Source organism: Longispora sp. NPDC051575, assembly GCF_040681875.1.
In the GTDB taxonomy this organism is placed as follows: domain Bacteria; phylum Actinomycetota; class Actinomycetes; order Mycobacteriales; family Micromonosporaceae; genus Longispora.
The window spans coordinates 69,303-85,684 of the sequence record NZ_JBFAZP010000009.1 but is presented as its reverse complement, the minus strand read 5'-3'; the positions used below and the strand labels follow the sequence as shown (position 1 = coordinate 85,684).

General features: G+C 74.1%; 10 protein-coding genes and 1 pseudogene. 7 read left to right on the top strand and 4 right to left on the bottom strand.

Annotated features, from left to right (window positions below; all coding sequences use genetic code 11):
• Position 1 precedes the first annotated feature (1 nt).
• From AB0M43_RS27440 to AB0M43_RS27430, 3 genes and pseudogenes are all read left to right on the top strand, one after another.
• Positions 2-583: pseudogene (locus AB0M43_RS27440) on the top strand (TetR/AcrR family transcriptional regulator); the annotation flags it as partial.
• Between the two features lie 305 nt (positions 584-888).
• Positions 889-2,454 (top strand): glycerol-3-phosphate dehydrogenase/oxidase, encoded by a 1,566-nt coding sequence (locus tag AB0M43_RS27435; RefSeq protein ID WP_363728658.1) that lies wholly within the window; start codon positions 889-891, stop codon positions 2,452-2,454.
• A 316-nt stretch (positions 2,455-2,770) separates the two neighbouring features.
• Entirely contained in the window at positions 2,771-3,295 is a 525-nt protein-coding gene (locus AB0M43_RS27430) for a DinB family protein (protein ID WP_363728657.1), read from the top strand.
• Positions 3,296-3,825: 530 nt separating this feature from the next.
• Here AB0M43_RS27430 and AB0M43_RS27425 read toward each other — a convergent pair.
• Both AB0M43_RS27425 and AB0M43_RS27420 read right to left on the bottom strand, forming a co-directional pair.
• Positions 3,826-4,650 carry an SGNH/GDSL hydrolase family protein gene (locus AB0M43_RS27425; RefSeq protein ID WP_363728656.1) on the bottom strand — a complete coding sequence of 275 codons (825 nt, stop codon included), beginning with the start codon at positions 4,648-4,650 and terminating at the stop codon, positions 3,826-3,828.
• Between the two features lie 327 nt (positions 4,651-4,977).
• Positions 4,978-5,805, bottom strand: coding sequence for an SGNH/GDSL hydrolase family protein (locus AB0M43_RS27420; protein WP_363728655.1), 828 nt, complete (start codon positions 5,803-5,805; stop codon positions 4,978-4,980).
• 163 nt (positions 5,806-5,968) lie between these two features.
• On the opposite strand from AB0M43_RS27420, the gene AB0M43_RS27415 reads away from it, so the two are divergent.
• The 4 genes from AB0M43_RS27415 to fxsT are packed head-to-tail and all read left to right on the top strand — an operon-like array spanning position 5,969 to position 13,519.
• A complete protein-coding gene (locus AB0M43_RS27415) occupies positions 5,969-6,292 on the top strand; it encodes a CU044_2847 family protein (protein WP_363728654.1) in 324 nt (107 codons plus the stop codon).
• 36 nt (positions 6,293-6,328) lie between these two features.
• Positions 6,329-8,341 carry a trypsin-like peptidase domain-containing protein gene (locus AB0M43_RS27410; RefSeq protein ID WP_363728653.1) on the top strand — a complete coding sequence of 671 codons (2,013 nt, stop codon included), beginning with the start codon at positions 6,329-6,331 and terminating at the stop codon, positions 8,339-8,341.
• Positions 8,342-8,354: 13 nt separating this feature from the next.
• On the top strand, positions 8,355-9,365 hold the full coding sequence (locus tag AB0M43_RS27405) for a MoxR family ATPase (RefSeq protein WP_363728652.1): 1,011 nt from the start codon (positions 8,355-8,357) through the stop codon (positions 9,363-9,365).
• On the top strand, positions 9,362-13,519 hold the full coding sequence (fxsT, locus tag AB0M43_RS27400; protein ID WP_363728651.1) for an FxSxx-COOH system tetratricopeptide repeat protein: 4,158 nt from the start codon (positions 9,362-9,364) through the stop codon (positions 13,517-13,519). The genes AB0M43_RS27405 and fxsT overlap by 4 nt, the downstream gene beginning before the upstream one ends.
• Here fxsT and AB0M43_RS27395 read toward each other — a convergent pair.
• Entirely contained in the window at positions 13,426-15,183 is a 1,758-nt protein-coding gene (locus tag AB0M43_RS27395) for an HEXXH motif domain-containing protein (RefSeq protein ID WP_363728650.1), read from the bottom strand. The two genes, fxsT and AB0M43_RS27395, sit on opposite strands and share 94 nt — an antisense overlap.
• On the bottom strand, positions 15,180-16,379 hold the full coding sequence (locus AB0M43_RS27390; protein WP_363728649.1) for an FxsB family cyclophane-forming radical SAM/SPASM peptide maturase: 1,200 nt from the start codon (positions 16,377-16,379) through the stop codon (positions 15,180-15,182). The genes AB0M43_RS27395 and AB0M43_RS27390 overlap by 4 nt, the downstream gene beginning before the upstream one ends.
• Positions 16,380-16,382: the final 3 nt, after the last annotated feature.

Here is a 16,382-nt window from a genome sequence, read left to right as displayed (position 1 = left end):
CATGACGTCCAGTCGTAACAACCCGACGCGCGCGGACGAGGACCTTCTCCTCGACGCCGCGCGCGACCGGATCATCGCGGTCGGCCTGCGCCGGGCCACCCTGACCGACATCGCGCGCCGCGCCGGGGTGTCCCGGATGACCATCTACCGGCGGTGGCCCGACATGGCCGCCCTGGTCGGTGACGTGATGACCCGCGAATGGGTCGGCCTGATCGGCACCGTCGGCGCGGCGGCGTCCGGGGCGCACACCCGCGAGCGCCTGGTCGGCGGCGTCGTCGAGGGGGTCCGCACCATGCGTGACCACCCGATGTTCCGCCGGATCGTCGACCTCGACCCCGAGGTCCTCCTGCCCTACCTGGTGGACCGGCGCGGCGCGAGCCAGGACGCGATGCTCACCCAGATCTCGGCGGGCGTCCTCGCCGGCCAGGCCGACGGCTCGATCCGGGCCGGGGCCGTGGACCTCCTCGCCCAGTCCGTCCTGCTCACGCTCCAGTCGTTCGCGCTGTCCGCCCCGATCATGGGCGGGCCGGTCGAGGAGCTGGACGAAGAACTCTCCACCCTCCTCCACAGGTACTTGGCCCCGCTCCCCGTCGCCGACCTCGTTCCGGGGACGGACTGGCAGGTGGAGTGGGGCCCCGGTGGCCACGAGTCCCCGCTCCGCCCGGGCCGGAACGCACCGCGCCCGGCCGACGAGGAAGCACCCGCCGACCCCGGCCGGGAAGCACCGGTCGGCGCCGGCCGGGAGGTGTCCGGCGGTGCTGAGCGTGGGGTGCCCACCCCCTCGGTGTGGGAGGTCCGGCGCGGTGCGTCCGCTGACCCCGGGCACGGGGCGAGGCCCGGTGCCGACGCTGCGGCTCAGGGCGGCAGCCGGGTGTCCGGAGAGCCCGCGTGAACACCTCGCTGAACGCCGCGCGCCGGGCCGCCGAGCTCGCCGCGCTGGACGAGGTGGACGTCCTCGTCGTCGGTCTCGGCGCGACCGGGGCCGGTGCCGCGCTCGACGCCGCCGCGCGCGGGCTGCGGGTCGCGGCGGTCGACGCCCACGACCTGGCGTTCGGCACCAGCCGGTGGAGTTCGAAGATGATCCACGGCGGCCTGCGGTACCTGGCCCAGGGCCAACTCGGCGTGGCGTACGAGAGCGCGGTCGAACGCGGCACCCTCCTCACCACCACCGCCCCGCACCTGGTCAGACCCCAGCCGTTCGTGCTGCCCCTCACCCGCGAGGTGAGCGCCGGCCGGGCCCGGATCACCCGGATCGGGCTCGGGCTCGGCGACGGGCTGCGGCTCCTGGCCGGCACCCCGGGCCGGGTGCTGCCCCCGCCCCGCCGGATCTCCGTCGCCGAGACGCTCCGCCTGGCCCCCGGCCTGCGTACGGAGGGGCTGCGCGGCGGCCTGCGGCACTGGGACGGGCATGTCGTCGACGACGCCCGGCTCGTCGTCGCCCTCGCGCGGACGGCGGCCGGGCACGGTGCGTCGATCCTCACCCGGTGCCGTGCGCTGTCCCTCGGCCCGGTCTCGGTGCTCCGCGACGAGCTCACGGGCACCACCTTCGAGGTCCGGGCCCGCGCCGTCATCAACGCCGCCGGGGTCTGGGCCGGCCAGCTCGACCCCACGCTGCGGCTCCGGCCCTCGCGCGGCGCGCACCTCGTGCTGCCGTCCGCGCTGCTGGGCGACCCGACGGCGGCCCTGAACATCCCCGTCCCCGGCGAGCGCTCCCGCTTCGTGCTCGTCCTCCCCCAGGGCGACGGCCGCACCTACGTGGGCCTGACCGACGTCCCCGTCGACGGCGAGCCCCCGGACGTGCCCCTGCCCTCCGCCGAGGAGGTCGCCTTCCTGCTCGGCGCGGTGCGGTCGGTGTTCGCGACCCCGATCCGCGAGGACGACGTGATCGGCGCGTTCGCCGGGCTGCGCCCCCTGCTCGCCGCCGACGGGCACACTTCTGACCTGTCCCGCCGGCACGCGGTGCGGGTGTCCCCGACGGGCGCGGTGACGATCGTCGGCGGCAAGCTGACGACGTACCGGCGGATGGCCTCCGACGCCGTCGACCGGGCGGTCCAACTCGCCGGGCTCCGGTGCGGCCCGTGCGTGACCCGCCGACTGCCGTTGGTGGGCGCCGAGGGTGCCACGGGCGCCGTAGTTACCGAGGGTGCCGAGGGCCCGGCGCGGGAGACGGATGTGCCAGGTGCTCCGGGCACTGCGGATGGTCACGCGGCGGCCGGCGTGGTCCCCGACCGCCTTCTCGCCCGCTACGGCACCGAGGCCGCCCTCGTGGCCCGGGGGGACCTGACCCCGGTCGCGCCGGGCCTGGACGTCACCCGGGCCGAACTGGACTGGGCGGTGCGACACGAGGGCGCACTGGACGAGGACGACCTGTTGGACCGGCGGACCCGGATCGGCCTGGTGGCCCCCGACCGGGCTGCGGCGCTGCCGGCCGCGCGCGCGGCCCTCCGCCCCTGAGCCAGGTCCGCCCAGGCCGTTACGTGCGACCTCGCCCAGGCCCACGGAGCGAGGTCGGCGGAGCCATCGGTCCCATCAAGGAGGCAGCTTCCTCTTAGGCCCGCCATTCCCGCATCGCCCACTCCGACAGCCGACGGCCGACGGCCGACGGCCGACAGCCGACGGCCGACAGCCGACGGCCGGCAGCCGACGTCGCCCGTGGCCGCCCGGCTGAACACGGGCCGCCGAGCACAGGCCGGACACCCCGAGGTCCGCCACGTACCCGTCGGAACCGGACCTCCGTTATCCCCTTGGCGCGCCTTGCGATCATGGGCACATGACATGGACAGCACCCGAGGTCACCCGTACCCGCGCCCCGCGCGTCGCCGACGAGCGCACCGCCCTCGAAGGCTGGCTCGGCTTCCACCGCCAGACCCTCCTGCACAAGTGCACGGGCCTGACGTCCGACCAGCTCAAGACCGCTTCCGTCGAGCCGTCGAACCTGACGCTGCTGGGGCTCGTCCGGCACATGGCCGAGGTGGAGCGCTGGTGGTTCCGGACCTGTTTCGCGGGGGAGACGCTCCCGGACCTGTACAACACGGACGAGTACCAGGACGGGGACTTCGACCTGGTCGCCGATGCCGACGCGGAGTCCGACCTGGCGACGTTCGTGGTCGAGTGCGACCTGGCCGACCGGACCGCCGCCGGGCGCTCGCTGGACGACACGTTCCCGAGTCCGCGCTCCCCGGAGCTGCGGATGGACCTGCGGTGGATCTACGTGCACATGATCGAGGAGTACGCCCGGCACAACGGCCACGCGGACCTCATCCGGCAGCGGATCGACGGCGCGACCGGCGAGTAGTCGGCCCGGCCCCGGACCCGGCATCCGGCCTCGGCCCATCCCGACCGGGCCGCCGCCGGGCTCCCGGGACTCGTCCGTCCGGGCTGGTCCGCCAGTATTCCCAGCCGGCCCGTCGACCCCGACCCCGGCCCGTCGACCCCGACCCCGAGCCATTGAGCTCGACCCATCGAGCCCGACTCCGAGCCCGAGCCCCACCCATCGACCCCGACCCATCGAGCCCCGGCCGACCCATCCGTCCCGAGCCGCAGCTCGACCCGGCGATCGGATGACCCGTCGGGCAACAATCCGGGCATCGGCCCACACGGGCCTCGCCTCACCCGGGCCCGGCCATGACGAGCGCCCACCAATGACCTGGGCCTCCGCCCACTCGGGCTAACCCGGACCCAGCCCACCCGGGCCAGCCCGATCCCCGGCCCGCCCGGGCAACCCCAGGCCCCGGCCCACCCAGCAAACCCACCCGGCAAACCCAGGGCCCACCCACCCACCCCAAGGGGCGACGACACCTCCGCCGCCACCCCCGGCAACCCCACCTACCAGCCAAACCCAGCCGCGTACGTCACCTCAGCCAGTACCCGCTGACCCTCGTTGTTCGGGTGGAAGTAGTCCCACCCGGACACCTGCGACAGCTGGAACGGGTAGTTGAACACGACGTTCCCGTCGAACTTGCACCGCGACCCGTACGCCGCACACGCCTGCGCGAGCTGCGTGTTGTAGTCGGCGACCCGCTGCCGCACCCGGTCGCGCCGGGCGACGTCGGCCGCGGCGGTGGAGGTCGGGTTGGCGAGCATCGACTGACACACGTTCCCGACGGACCACACGTTGCGGGCGTTGCTGTTGTCCTTGCCGATCTGCCAGAGGCGCTTGAGGTCGGGCACGCTGGCGATGAACACGGAGGAGTTGGGCAGGCCGGTCTTGATCCGGGCGAGCGCGGTGTCGAGCTGGGCCCGGTAGGTCGCGACGGAGGTCATGCCCGCCTCGGAGGACGCGCACGCGTCGTTGGCGCCCATCAGGATCGTGACGTATCCGGCGCCCTGGGACACGGCCGTTCCGGCCTGCCCGTTGAGGTCGGCCATCGTGGCGCCGGTCTTGGCGTCGTTGAAGGTGTTCCCGTCGATGCCGTCGTTGACGGCGTTGATCCGGTCGTAGTGCGACTCGATGTAGCCGTCGATGCCGGTGCTCCACGAGCGGCGGGTGCAGTCGCTGTACCAGCCGCACGCGTTGAAGCCGCGGGTGATCGAGTCGCCGAGGCTGGCGATCGAGTTGGGGGCCGGCGGGGCGGCGAAGGCGGCCGCGGGTGCCGCGACGGCGAACGTGACCGCCGCGGCGAGGACGACGAGGAAACGCGTGGATCTCACTGGGCCTCCTGGAGGGGGTCGCTCCACTGTGTTCAGTGGGGCCTCAGCACGATATGGCCTGGTGAAGATCAAAAGCGACGCCCTGGGTGGAGATTTCACCTTCCGTCCCGCGAGCATTCGACTCGCCGCCCACAGATCCGATCTTGACGGGTACGCAGCGCAGCCGGCCGAACACCCGTCCGTCCCACCGGGGCCGGCACGCCCGCCGAGCCCCCCGGGAGCCCCGGCGGGTCCGCGCGCACCCCGACAACCACGGTCGCGCACGCCGATCCGCCCGCGCGCGACCTGGCTTCGACGGCCGCCCGCCGACCCGCGCGGGAGCCCCGCCTACCAGCCGAACCCGGCCGCGTACGTCACCTGCGCCAGTACCCGCTGCCCCTCCGCGTTCGGGTGGAAGTAGTCCCAACCCGACACCTGGGAGATCTGGAACGGGTAGTTGAACACCGCGGTCCCGTCCGTCCTGCACAGCGACCCGTACGCCGCGCAGGCCTGCGCCAGTTGCGCGTTGTAGTCGACGACCCGCTGCCGGACCCGGTCGCGCCGGGCGACGTCGGCCGGCGCCGTGGAGGTCGGGTTGGCGAGCATGGACTGGCAGATCCCGCCGACGGACCAGAAGAACCGGGCGGTGCCGTTGTCCTTGCCGACCTGCCAGAGGCGCTTGATGTCGGGGACGCTGACGGCGTACACGTAGGAGGTGGGTAGTCCGCTCTTGATCTTCGCGAGGGCGGCGTCGATGTTGGCGCGGTAGGTCGCGACGGAGGTCATGCCGGCCTCGGTGGCGGCGCACGCGTCGTTGGCGCCCATCAGGATGGTCACGTAGCCGGCGCCCTGGGAGACGGCGGTGGCGGCCTGGCCGGGCAGGTCCGCGCTGGCGGCGCCGGAGACCGCGTCGTTGTAGTTCTTCCCGTTGATCGCCGGGTTGACGGCCCTGATCCGCAGGTACTGGCTGTTGACCGTCCCGTCGGTGCCCGTGGCCCAGGATTTCTCCGTGCAGTCGCTGTACCAGCCGCACGCGTTGAACCCGCGCGTGATCGAGTCGCCCAGGCTCGCCATCGAGCTCGGCGGCGGGGGCGGGGCGGCGACCGCCAGGGTCGGGGTCGTGAGGGCGACGGCGGTGGCGGCGGCGAGTGCGGCGAGGATGCGAGTGGGTTTCACTGTGCCTCCCAAGGGGTGTGACCACTGTGCGCAGTGGTTACCGCACGGTAATACTAGAGATAGATCAATGGCAATGGCTGCTGTCGCGCCTCCGACACGGTGGGTGGTGAACGGCGCATCGGGACCGTACTATGTGTTGACTGGCATCTATGGGAGGTTTCGGATGCTTGACCTGGTGCGGTTCGACGTCGGAGACGGCTCCTCGATCGTCGTGGAGGCCGAGGTGGGCGAGTCCGGATTCGGGCGCGCGGCCCTCGGCGTGGACGGCATCGGGATCGCCACGGTCTCCTTCGAGCACGCGCTCGGCCAGATCCGCAGTGTCGCCGACGCGGCCCTCGGGGAGCTGCGTCAGCTCGCCTCCTGCCCCGACGAGATCGAGTTGGAGTTCGGCGCCAGGTTCGACGGCCAGATCGGGGCGGTGCTGGCCAAGGCGTCGGCGGAGGGCCATGTCCAGGTGCGTCTCACATGGAAGAAAGCTGCGGACTGAGCCGTGCCGGGGTCGCGGAGGCGTGACGCCTGGCGGGTGCGGATCCTGGGCGCCGACGGCCGGGTGTGCGGCGGCGGAGTGCTCGTCGACCATGATCTGATCCTGACCTGCGCGCACGTGGTGACGGCCGCGCTGCGCGCCGACCCGGGGCCCGCGCTGCCCCGGACCTCGGTGCGGGTGGACTTCCCCGCGTTCAGCGGGCTGACCCGGCAGGCGTGGGTCGCGGCCGGCGGTTGGCTGCCGATCGCCGCCGACGGCTCCGGCGACCTCGCCGTCCTCAAGCTCCAGGGCCCGGTGCCCGCCCAGGCGGCGACGATCGGAGTGTGGACGGAGGTCGCCGAGGAGAGCGTCCGGGTGTACGGGCACCCGCGCCAGCTTCCCGAGGGCGTCTGGGCGCACGCCACCCTGAGCGGTACCGGGGGACCGGGCGGGGAACTGGTGCAGCTCATCGGCCGGTTGGAGGGCCGCAGGATCGAGCGCGGCTTCAGCGGCTGCGGGGTGATGGACGCCGAGACCGGCGCGGTGGTCGGGATCGTGGTCGCCGAGGACGGCTCGGAGGGTTCCCGCAACGCGTGGATGCTCCCGATGGAACTGGCCCAGCGGCTCGCGCCCCTCGCGGGACCGACGGGCGCGCTGGAGCCGGCCCGCGACTACCTGGACGAACTGCTGCACGAGCTCCAGTCGGTCCCCGGCCTCGACGACCGGGTCAACCGGGGCTACCTCGTGGACGAACTCGAGCGCGAGCTGGACCGCCGGGTCGAGTTCACCGGCAGCGACCACACGGCCCGCGACCTGCTGCAACTGCTGCGCGGCTGCCTGGAGGACCCGGACGGCGAGGCCCTCGACGCGCTGGTCCGGGCGCTGCGCCGGCTCTACCGGGGCCACCCCGGGGTCCGCCGGATCGCCGAACTCGCCCAGGAGCGGCCCCTGCTGCTCCGCCCGGAACGCCTGCGCCTGATCCGGACCCTCGGCCGGCTCGGCCCCGACCTGGTCACCCGGTCGGTGCGTAGCGCGCTGGGGCCGCTCGGCGTCGGGCACCACCTCGACCCGGCCGACGTCGGCGGCGTCGTGGACGAACTCGCCGAGCTGGGCCGGCCCCTGCTGCTGTTCCTGCTCCGGGTCGCCGAGCAGTGCGACCAGGCCACGGCCGACGAGCTGCGCGAGCACTACGCCCGGTGCGCGCGCCGCCTCGGGATGGCGGACCGCGAGATCGACCGGCTCCGGGTGTCCGAGCCCTTCCGGCCGGCCACCCCGCGCCGGACCTACGTGGTCGTCGAACTGCACGAGTACTTCCCGAACCCGGAGAAGTACCTGCTCGCGGTGTGGCTGCAGCACGACACGGGCGACGGGGACCGGCCGTTGCGCACCGGGGACGGCGAGCCGCTGAGCCTCGCGGACCTGCCCGGCAAGCTGAGCGAGCTGCTCCGCGAGCTGGCGTCGGCGAGCCTGGAGGCGCTGGGCGAGCTGACCATCGAGTTCGTGCTGCCCGACGAGTTGCTCAGCCACCCCGTCGACCAGTGGAAGGTGACCCCGATGGGTTTCCCCCGCGAACTGGGGATGGAGTACCCGGTGGTGGTGCGCAGCCTGGAACGGGTCCGCAACTCCCTCACCCGGGGCCGCTGGAGACGACGCTGGTCCTGGCTGCAGAGCAACGGTGGGCACATCTCGGCCGTGCAGTGGCTGCACCTGGGTGCCGTCGACCAGGCGATGCTCCTCGCGGACCTGCGGATCAGCGGCGACGACCACCCGGTGTGCCTGGTGCTGTGCGGGCAGCCACATACCGACGAGGCGCTGAAGAAGGCGATCGCGGCGGTCCTGGAGGCCGGGGTGCCGGCGGTGCTGTGGTGCCGCGACGACCGGACCGCGAAACGGTTCGAGGACGAGACGACCGCGATGCTCGGCGGCCGGGAGGTGCTCGACCTGCCGATGCTCGTCCTGAGGCACCGGCAGGACGCGGTGCGCCGTGGCCGGCCGACGGAGCACCTCGGGCTGCACCTGTCCCTGTTGTGGGAGGACGCCGAGCGGTTGCCGCCGGTGGGCCGCCGGTGAGAGGAGAGGGCCGATGACGGAGACAGCACGCGAGACGCCGGGGGAGTCCGAGCGGGACTGGCGGATCTACCGGGGCAACGGCCGGCCGCACACGGACATCGACCAGCTGCCGGCCCCGCCGCGCTGGCGGCAGTTCGACGGCGGTCCGCTGGTCGCCGACACCCCGCCGCTCGACGGGGCGGAGGCGGGCGAGCGGGCCCGGTCCTACCAGGCCGGCGACGAGGTCATCGAGATGGTGAACGCCGCCCTGTACCTGCGCCGGCCGCTGCTGGTCACGGGCAAGCCCGGCACGGGCAAGTCGACCCTCGCGCACAGCATCGCCTACGAACTCGGCCTCGGCCCGGTGCTGGCCTGGCCGGTCACCAGCCGCACCACCCTCTCCGACGGCCTGTACCGCTACGACGCGATCGGCCGGCTCCAGGACAGCGCCGCCGACGTCCCCGACATCGGCCGCTACCTGAGCCTGGGGGCGCTGGGCACGGCGCTCCTGCCGAGGCACCGTCCCCGGGTGCTCCTGGTGGACGAGCTGGACAAGAGCGACATCGACCTGCCCAACGACCTGCTCAACGTCTTCGAGGAGGGCCGGTACGAGATCCCCGAACTCGCCCGGCTCCCGGCCGACCACGCCGAGGTGGACGTCATGACGGCGGACGGCGGCGACCGGGTGCGGATCTCGCACGGCCGGGTCCGGTGCCGGGCGTTCCCGATCGTGGTGATCACCAGCAACGGGGAACGCGAGTTCCCGCCGGCCTTCCTGCGCCGGTGCGTGCAGCTGACGATCGCGCCGCCGGACAAGGACAAGCTGCTGCGGATCGTGACCGCCCTGCTCGGCCCCGAGGTGGCGGCCGACAGCGAGGAGCTGGTCAACGCGTTCCTGGAGCAGCGGTACCGCAGCGAGGTCGCCACCGACCAGCTCCTCAACGCGATCTACCTGGTCACCTCGGGCATCCGGCCGCCGGAGGCCACCCGCGAGCGGTTGCGGGCGGCTCTGCTGCGACCCCTCGACCAGACAGGCTCGGGATGATCGAACGCCTGCTGGCGGCGCTGGACGCCGCGTCCCTGGAGCTGACGCCCACGGAGGTCGCCGAGACCCTCTGGCTGGCCGAGTTCCTGCCGGAGGGCGCCGCCCTCTGGCGGTCCCGGCCGGCCCGGGAGGAGCCCCGGCCGGCGGTCACCGAGAAGATCAGCCACCCCGAGCCCACGGTGCCGCGCGTCCAGGTGCCCGGCGAGACTGTGCCGCGGCCCGGGCCCGTCCGGCCGAAGCGGGGCGAGCTGGGCCAGGCCGCCGGGCTGTACCCGCCCGGCGACGGCCAGTCCCCGCCGAACTCCCCGGCGCTCACCACCCGGGTGCCGGCCGTCCCCGCGCTGCCCGGCGCGTTGGACATCTCCCGCGCGCTGCGGCCCCTGCGCTGGCGGGGCTCGTCGCGGCGGGAGGGGATCCTGGACGAGGACGCGACGGCGGAGGCGAGCGCGGCGGCCGGCAACGGCAACTGGCTCCTGCGGTACGCGGCGGCGCCGAACCGGTGGCTCGACCTGGCCCTGGTCGTGGACGCCGGCCCCTCGATGGCGGTGTGGCAGCGCACGGTGGTGGAGCTGCGCCGGGTGTTCGAACGGCTGGGCGCGTTCCGGGACGTCCGGACGTGGTACGCGCACCCCGGCGGCGACGGTCTCGCCCTCGGGCCCGACTCGACGCGGGGCACGGCGGCCCGGAGCCCCGAGGAACTCGTGGACCCGACCGGCCGCCGACTGGTGCTGCTGGTCAGCGACTGCGTGGGCCCGGCGTGGCGGAGCGGCGAACTGGCCCGCTGGCTGGAACTGTGGGGCCGCTCGGGGCCGGTCGCGATCGTCCAGCCGCTGCCGCAGCGGCTGTGGGACCGGTGCGCGCCCGAGTTCTTCCGCGCGCATGTCACGGCGGACCGGGCCGGGGTCGCCAACACGGCGCTCGACGTCCGGCTGCGGGGAACGGCCGACCCGGCCCCCAGGGGGCTCGCGGTCCCGGTGCTGGAGCCGGAGGCGAGCTGGCTCGGCCCCTGGGCCGCCCTGGTGTCGGGCGCCCGCCGGGACGGCATGTGGGGGGCGGTCGTGTACACGGGCGCGCCCCTGCGCCCGGAGCAGGAGGAGCCGGGCCCGGAGCCCTCGGCGCTGGAGCGGGTCGCGGCGTTCCGGGCGACGGCGTCGCCGACCGCGTACGAGCTGATCCGGTGCCTGTCCGCCACGTCGCTGAACCTGCCGGTCATGCGGCTCGTCCAGAACCTGATGCTGCCCCGGTCCCGCCCCCAGCACCTGGCGGAGCTGCTGCTGGGCGACCTGATCCGCCCCGCGCCGGGCCTGACCGGCGGGCACCTCGCCGAGGAGGTCGGCTACGACTTCCAGCCCGGCGTCCGTGACGTGCTGCTGGAGACGCTGAACCGGCGGGACCGGCTGTACATCAACACCCGGGTCTCCGAGTACGTGATGACCCACCTGGGCTCCACGCTGGACTTCCCCGCGTTGCTGGCCGGGGCCGTGAGCCCCGGGACCATCGACGACCGCAGCCGCCCGTTCGCGACAGTGACCCACACGGTGCTGCGGAGCCTGGGCGGACGCTACACCGACATCGCCGACCAGCTGGCCAAGGCGCTGTCGGAGTCACTGAATCCCCCCATCACGGAGAACAGGGATGGCGACATGACGGAGCAGGAGCCTGCGGCGGAGCAGCCGGCGGTCTGGGGCAGCAGCATTCCGCCCCGCAACCCCAACTTCACGGGCCGGGTGGAACTGCTGGTGGGGCTGCGCGACCAGCTCACCAGCAGGACTACGGCCCTGCTGCCGCACGCGCTGCACGGCCTCGGCGGGGTCGGCAAGACCCAGCTCGCCGTGGAGTACGTCTACCGGTACGCCTCCAGCTACGACCTCGTCTGGTGGGTGTCCGCCGAGCAGCCGGCCCTGGTCCGCCAGTCCCTGGCCGCGCTCGCCCCGAAGCTGGGGGTCGCGCCGAGCGAGGACGTGACCCGCACCCTGGAGGCCGTCTACGACGCGCTGCGCACCGGCCGGCCGTACCGCAACTGGCTGCTGGTGTTCGACAACGCCGACCAGCCGACCGACCTGCAGCAGTTCCTGTCGATCCCGGGCGGGCACGTCCTGATCACCTCGCGGAACCTGAGCTGGACCGGCTTCGCGTCGACGGTCGAGGTGGACGTGTTCAGCCGGGAGGAGAGCGTCGAGCTGCTCCGCCGCCGGTTGCGCACCGTGTCGGCGGAGGACGCCGGCCGGCTCGCCGAGGCGCTCGGGGACCTGCCCCTGGCCCTGGAGCAGGCGGCCACCTGGCAGGCGGCGACGGGCACCCCGGTCGACGAGTACCTGGAGCTGCTGTCCGAACGGGTCGGCGTCCTGCTCTCGGAGGGCCTGCCCGGCAACTACCCGACCCCGGTGGCGGCGACCTGGGGCGTGGCGTTCGACCGGCTCAACGACCGGTCGCCGGCCGCCGCGCAGCTCCTCGAACTGTGCGCGTTCTTCGGTTCGGAGCCGATCTCGATCCGGCTGGTGCGCGCGGGCCGGTTCGCGAGCCTGCCGTCCCCGCTGGACGCGGTGGTCCGCGACGACATCGCCCTGCGCGGCGCGATCCGCGAGATCGGGAAGTACGGCCTGGCGAAGGTCGACGCGGGCCGCAACAGCATCCTGATCCACCGGCTCGTGCAGGCCGTGCTCCGCGACCGGCTCAGCCCGGTGGAGCGCGACGCGTACCTGGCCAGGGCGCACGAGCTGCTCGCGGCGGCGAGTCCCGGCGACCCGACCGACGACCCGTCGGACTGGCCCCGGCACGTGGAGCTGGCCCCGCACGTCATGCAGGCCGGCCTGATCGGCAGCGTGTCGGAGGAGGCCCGCCAGGTCGTGCTGGACCAGATCCGGTTCCGGTACGTGCGCGGCGACTACGAGAGCAGCCGGGTGCTGGCGGACACGGCGTACGAGGACTGGCGGGTCCGGCTGGGCCTCGACCACCAGCAGACCCTGGTCTGTGGCCGGCACCTCGCCAACGCCCTGCGTTCGGTGGGCCTGACCGGCAGGGCCCGCGAGGTGAACCGCGAGATCCACGCCCGGGCGCTCGCGGCGCTGGGACCGGACCACGAGCACACGTTGACGATCGCGACGAGCATGGGCGCCGACCTGCGGCACGCCGGTGCCTGGTCGGAGGCGCTGGCCCGCGACGAGGACACCTGGGAGCGGCATAAGCACACGTTCGGCGAGAACGACCCGAACACGCTACGCGCCGGCAACAACCTGGCCGTCGCCCTGCGCCTCCTCGGCCGGTACCGGGATTCGCTGGAGGTCGAGCAGGCGGTGGTGGACGGGCGCCGGGAGGTGCTCGGCCCCGAGCACCCCGACACCCTGTTCTCGCTGAGCTCGTTGTCGCGGAACCTGTTCGGGCTGGGCCGGTTCCAGGAGGCCCGCGACGTGCAGCAGCCGGTGCTCACCAGCCTGCGGACCCGGCTCGGCCCCGACCACGCGAACGTGCTGATCGCGACGCGGATCCACTCCGTGACCCTGCGCTGGCTCGGCTCCTACGAGGAGGCCGCGACCATCGACGAGGAGACCCTGGAGCGCTACCGCCGCAAGTACGGCGACGACCACTTCAACACGATCTCCACGATGATGTCGTACGCCAACTCCCTGTTGCTGCTCGACCGGTTGGGCGAGTCGCGGGACATGGGCGAGGACGCGCTGGCCCGGTTCCGCCGGCTGTTCGGGGAACACCATCCCTTCGTGTACGTGTCGATGACGAACCTGGCCGCGACCCTGCGCGCGTTGGGCGACTACGCGATGGGCCGCCGGTTGGACGAGCGGGCCCTGGCCGGCCTGCGGGAATCGCTGGGCGACCAGCACCCGCACACCCAGTGCGCGGCGGTCAACCACACGAACAACCTCGCGCTGAACCGGGAGTACCCGGTGGCCCGGGACCTCGGCGAGGCGACCTACGCCCGGATGCTGGCCGCGGGCGGCCCCCGGCACGCCGAGACGCTGGCCTGTGCGCAGAACCTGGCGATCGACCGGCGACTGACCGGCGACCGCAACCGGGCCCGGCAGCTCGCCGACGAGACGGCGAACCTCTACCGGGACGTGCTCGGGGCCTCGCATCCGGTCACGCAGTCGGCGGTGTCGGGCAAGCGCGCGTTCATCCTGGTGGAGCCGCCCGCGTTGTGACCCGCGGACATCCACCGCAGCAGTGCCAGGGGGTCCGGGCCCGCCCCCGCCGGTGGCCGCAGCGCGCGGTGCACCGCGAGGAGGAGCTCGGGTGTCGGGCAGGTGTGGCCCGCCGCGTGGCCCTCGGCCAGGACCAGCCCGGCCCAGTACTCGACCCGGTCCGGGTCGTCGAGCAGCAGGTCCCGGTAGCCGGCGGCGGCGGCGGGGTAGTCGGCGCGGGCGTGTGCCAGGTCCGCCGCCGTGGCGCCGGGCACGAGGCGCGCCTGTTCCGCCGGGTCGACGCTGAGCCGGACGAAGCGGTCCGGATCGGCGATCCTGAGCCCGGTCAGATCCAGACGCACATTGTGTACGAGCGCCCGCACGCTCGGCAGGGTCTCGGTGTCGACCGTGGTCAGATCGGGGAAGGCCTCGTCCCGCGCGTACCGGGCCCCGAGCATCGCCACCGCCGCGCCGTCGGGGCGCAGGTTGCGGAGCCGCCAGCCGATCTGGTGGTCCTCGGCCGCGTCCGCCGCGAGCGCCTCCGCCGCGTCGGGGACGGGTTCCTCGGACCACCACCGGCCCAGGGTCCCGCGCATCCCGGCGAGCACGGCCCGGCCGGCCTCGGTCAGCTTCCCGGTGGCCAGCACGTCCAGCACCCGGCTGACCCGTTCCCGCCACCGGGCGAACTCGAACTGGGCGTACAGTCCGCCGGTCGCCCGGCGCACCCGCCAGAAGTCGGTCACCCCGAGGAACGCGTAGGCCCCGTGCAGCAGTCTGTCGAGCGGCCGGGGGTCGTCGCGCCAGGGCGCGTAGTACAGGGCGTCGTCGGTGTCGTGCAGCGGGATCAGGTCCATCAGCGCGCCCAGCTTGGCGTGCTGGAACTCGTGCACCACCGCCACGGCGAGCGCCGCCGCGTCGGCCGGCGGGCTGAGCAGCACCGCCCCGAACGCGTCCATCGACGTCGCGTTGACCCCCCGGCTGGCCCCGTCGGCCCGCAGCGGGACGAGGACGCGCAGGCCGGCGGCGACCGCCTCGGCGTACGGCCGGTGGTCGGTGACGAGCAGTTCCCAGCCGGCGCGCAGCCGTTCCCGCCAGACGGCGACCTCGTCGCGGGTCAGCCGGGGCGCGGCCCCGAGCCCGTGCAGGTCGCGGTAGGGGTCCAGGTCGTCGAGAGCGACGTCGACGGCCAGCCCGCCGGCCCCGGCCCGCAACCGCCACAGCGCTTCGACCGGACCGGTGCCCCCGCCCTCCGCCAGTTCCGCCAGGTCGTCGGGCACGAGCACCCCGGCCGGTCGCCGGCCCAGGGTCGGCAGGAACGCGGACCCGTCGCGGCCCGGCACCGTGATCCGGAAGTCCAGCCCGGCCCGGTGCGCGGCGACGGCGGCGACAGCGGCGGCGTACCCCGCGTCGACGGGGTCCAGGTCGTGACGGCGACGGACGCAGTGCGCCGCCCAGCCGCCCACCCCGGGGTCGGCGAGCAGGTCCGCGACCGGGCCGGAGGCCGCCTCCTGCGCGGCGCCGAGCAGCTCGAACGCCTCGGCGGGCAGCAGGGGCGCGAGCACGTGCAACTGGTGCATACGCTTGCTGAGTTGTCCGGCCCGCAGGTGCCGCACGGTGCCGGCGTCGCCCTGGCCGGCGGCGAGCAGGGCGAAGTCACGGCCGGGCAGCCGGTGGGGGACGGTCATGGCAACCTCGTCAGGGCGCGCAGGTCGGCCCGGAGCCGGCCGGTGATGTGGTCGATGAGCCGGCGCATGTCGGCGCAGTACACCGAGGGGTTGCGGAAGCCGCTGCCCGCCCGGTACCGGTGCGGATAGCAGCCCCCGCCGCACACGTCCCGCACCGGGCACCGCATGCACGTCGGCGACAGGGCGGCGAGCCCGATCTGCCGGGCGACCATCGCGGGGTGCCGCAGGGCCGCGTCGAAGGGGTGGTCGAACACGGACAGCCCGGTGTCCGGCGCGCCGTGGTAGGCGGCCTTGAGCGTGTCCACCTGCTCCACCGCGCCGTCGGTGTCGACCACCACCACACCGGACGGGCTCAGTCCCACGACCTCGGTGCGGCTGGGCCGACCGCAGACGAGCCGGATGATCTCGTCGAACAGCCGGATGTCGGTCTCCCACCGGGGCGCGTCGTACCAGCGGTCGAACACCGCGATCAGCCAGTCCGCGTAGGGCGCGCTGCCGTCGGCGGGGCGGCGGGGCGGCGGGGAGCTCCACGTGCCGTGCGGCAGGAGCAGGTCCATCGCGGGCGGCCGGAACGCCAGCAGCGCCTCGTAGGTGGCCACCGGGGCGTTCTCCAGATCCACCGTGCACAGCAGCCCGGCGAACATGCCCGGCCGGGCGGCCAGCAGGTCGAGCGCGGCGACGACGGCGCGGTGGCTGCCGCGCCCGTTCGCGTACCGCCGGTGCCGGTCGTGGGCCTCCTGGTCGCCGTCGAGGCTGAGGCCCACCGTGTAGCCGTGCGTGGCGAGCGTGTCGAGGAGGGCGTCGGTGAGCAGGACCCCGTTGGTCTGGACGCTCAGCGCGAGCGTGGTGGCCGGCGGCAGCGCGGCCCGCAGCGCCGTCGCGGTCCGGGCGAGGGTGGCGGCCCCGGCGAGCAGGGGTTCGCCGCCGTGCAGCACGACCCGGACGGCGCCCAGGCCGTGGGCGCGGGCGTGCTCGCCGATCCGGGCGCAGGTGCGGTCGATGATCTCCGGTGCCATCACGGTGGGCTTCGAGCGCCAGGTGGAGTCGCCCAGTTCGTAGATGTAGCAGTAGTCGCAGGCCAGGTTGCACCGGCTGTGCACCTTCACGACGAACTGCTGGAACGGCGTCGGACGCCAGCCGCCCGCCTCCAGCGCCGCGACGTCGAGGTGTTCGGGCCATTCGGTGCTCAGCGGCATGGG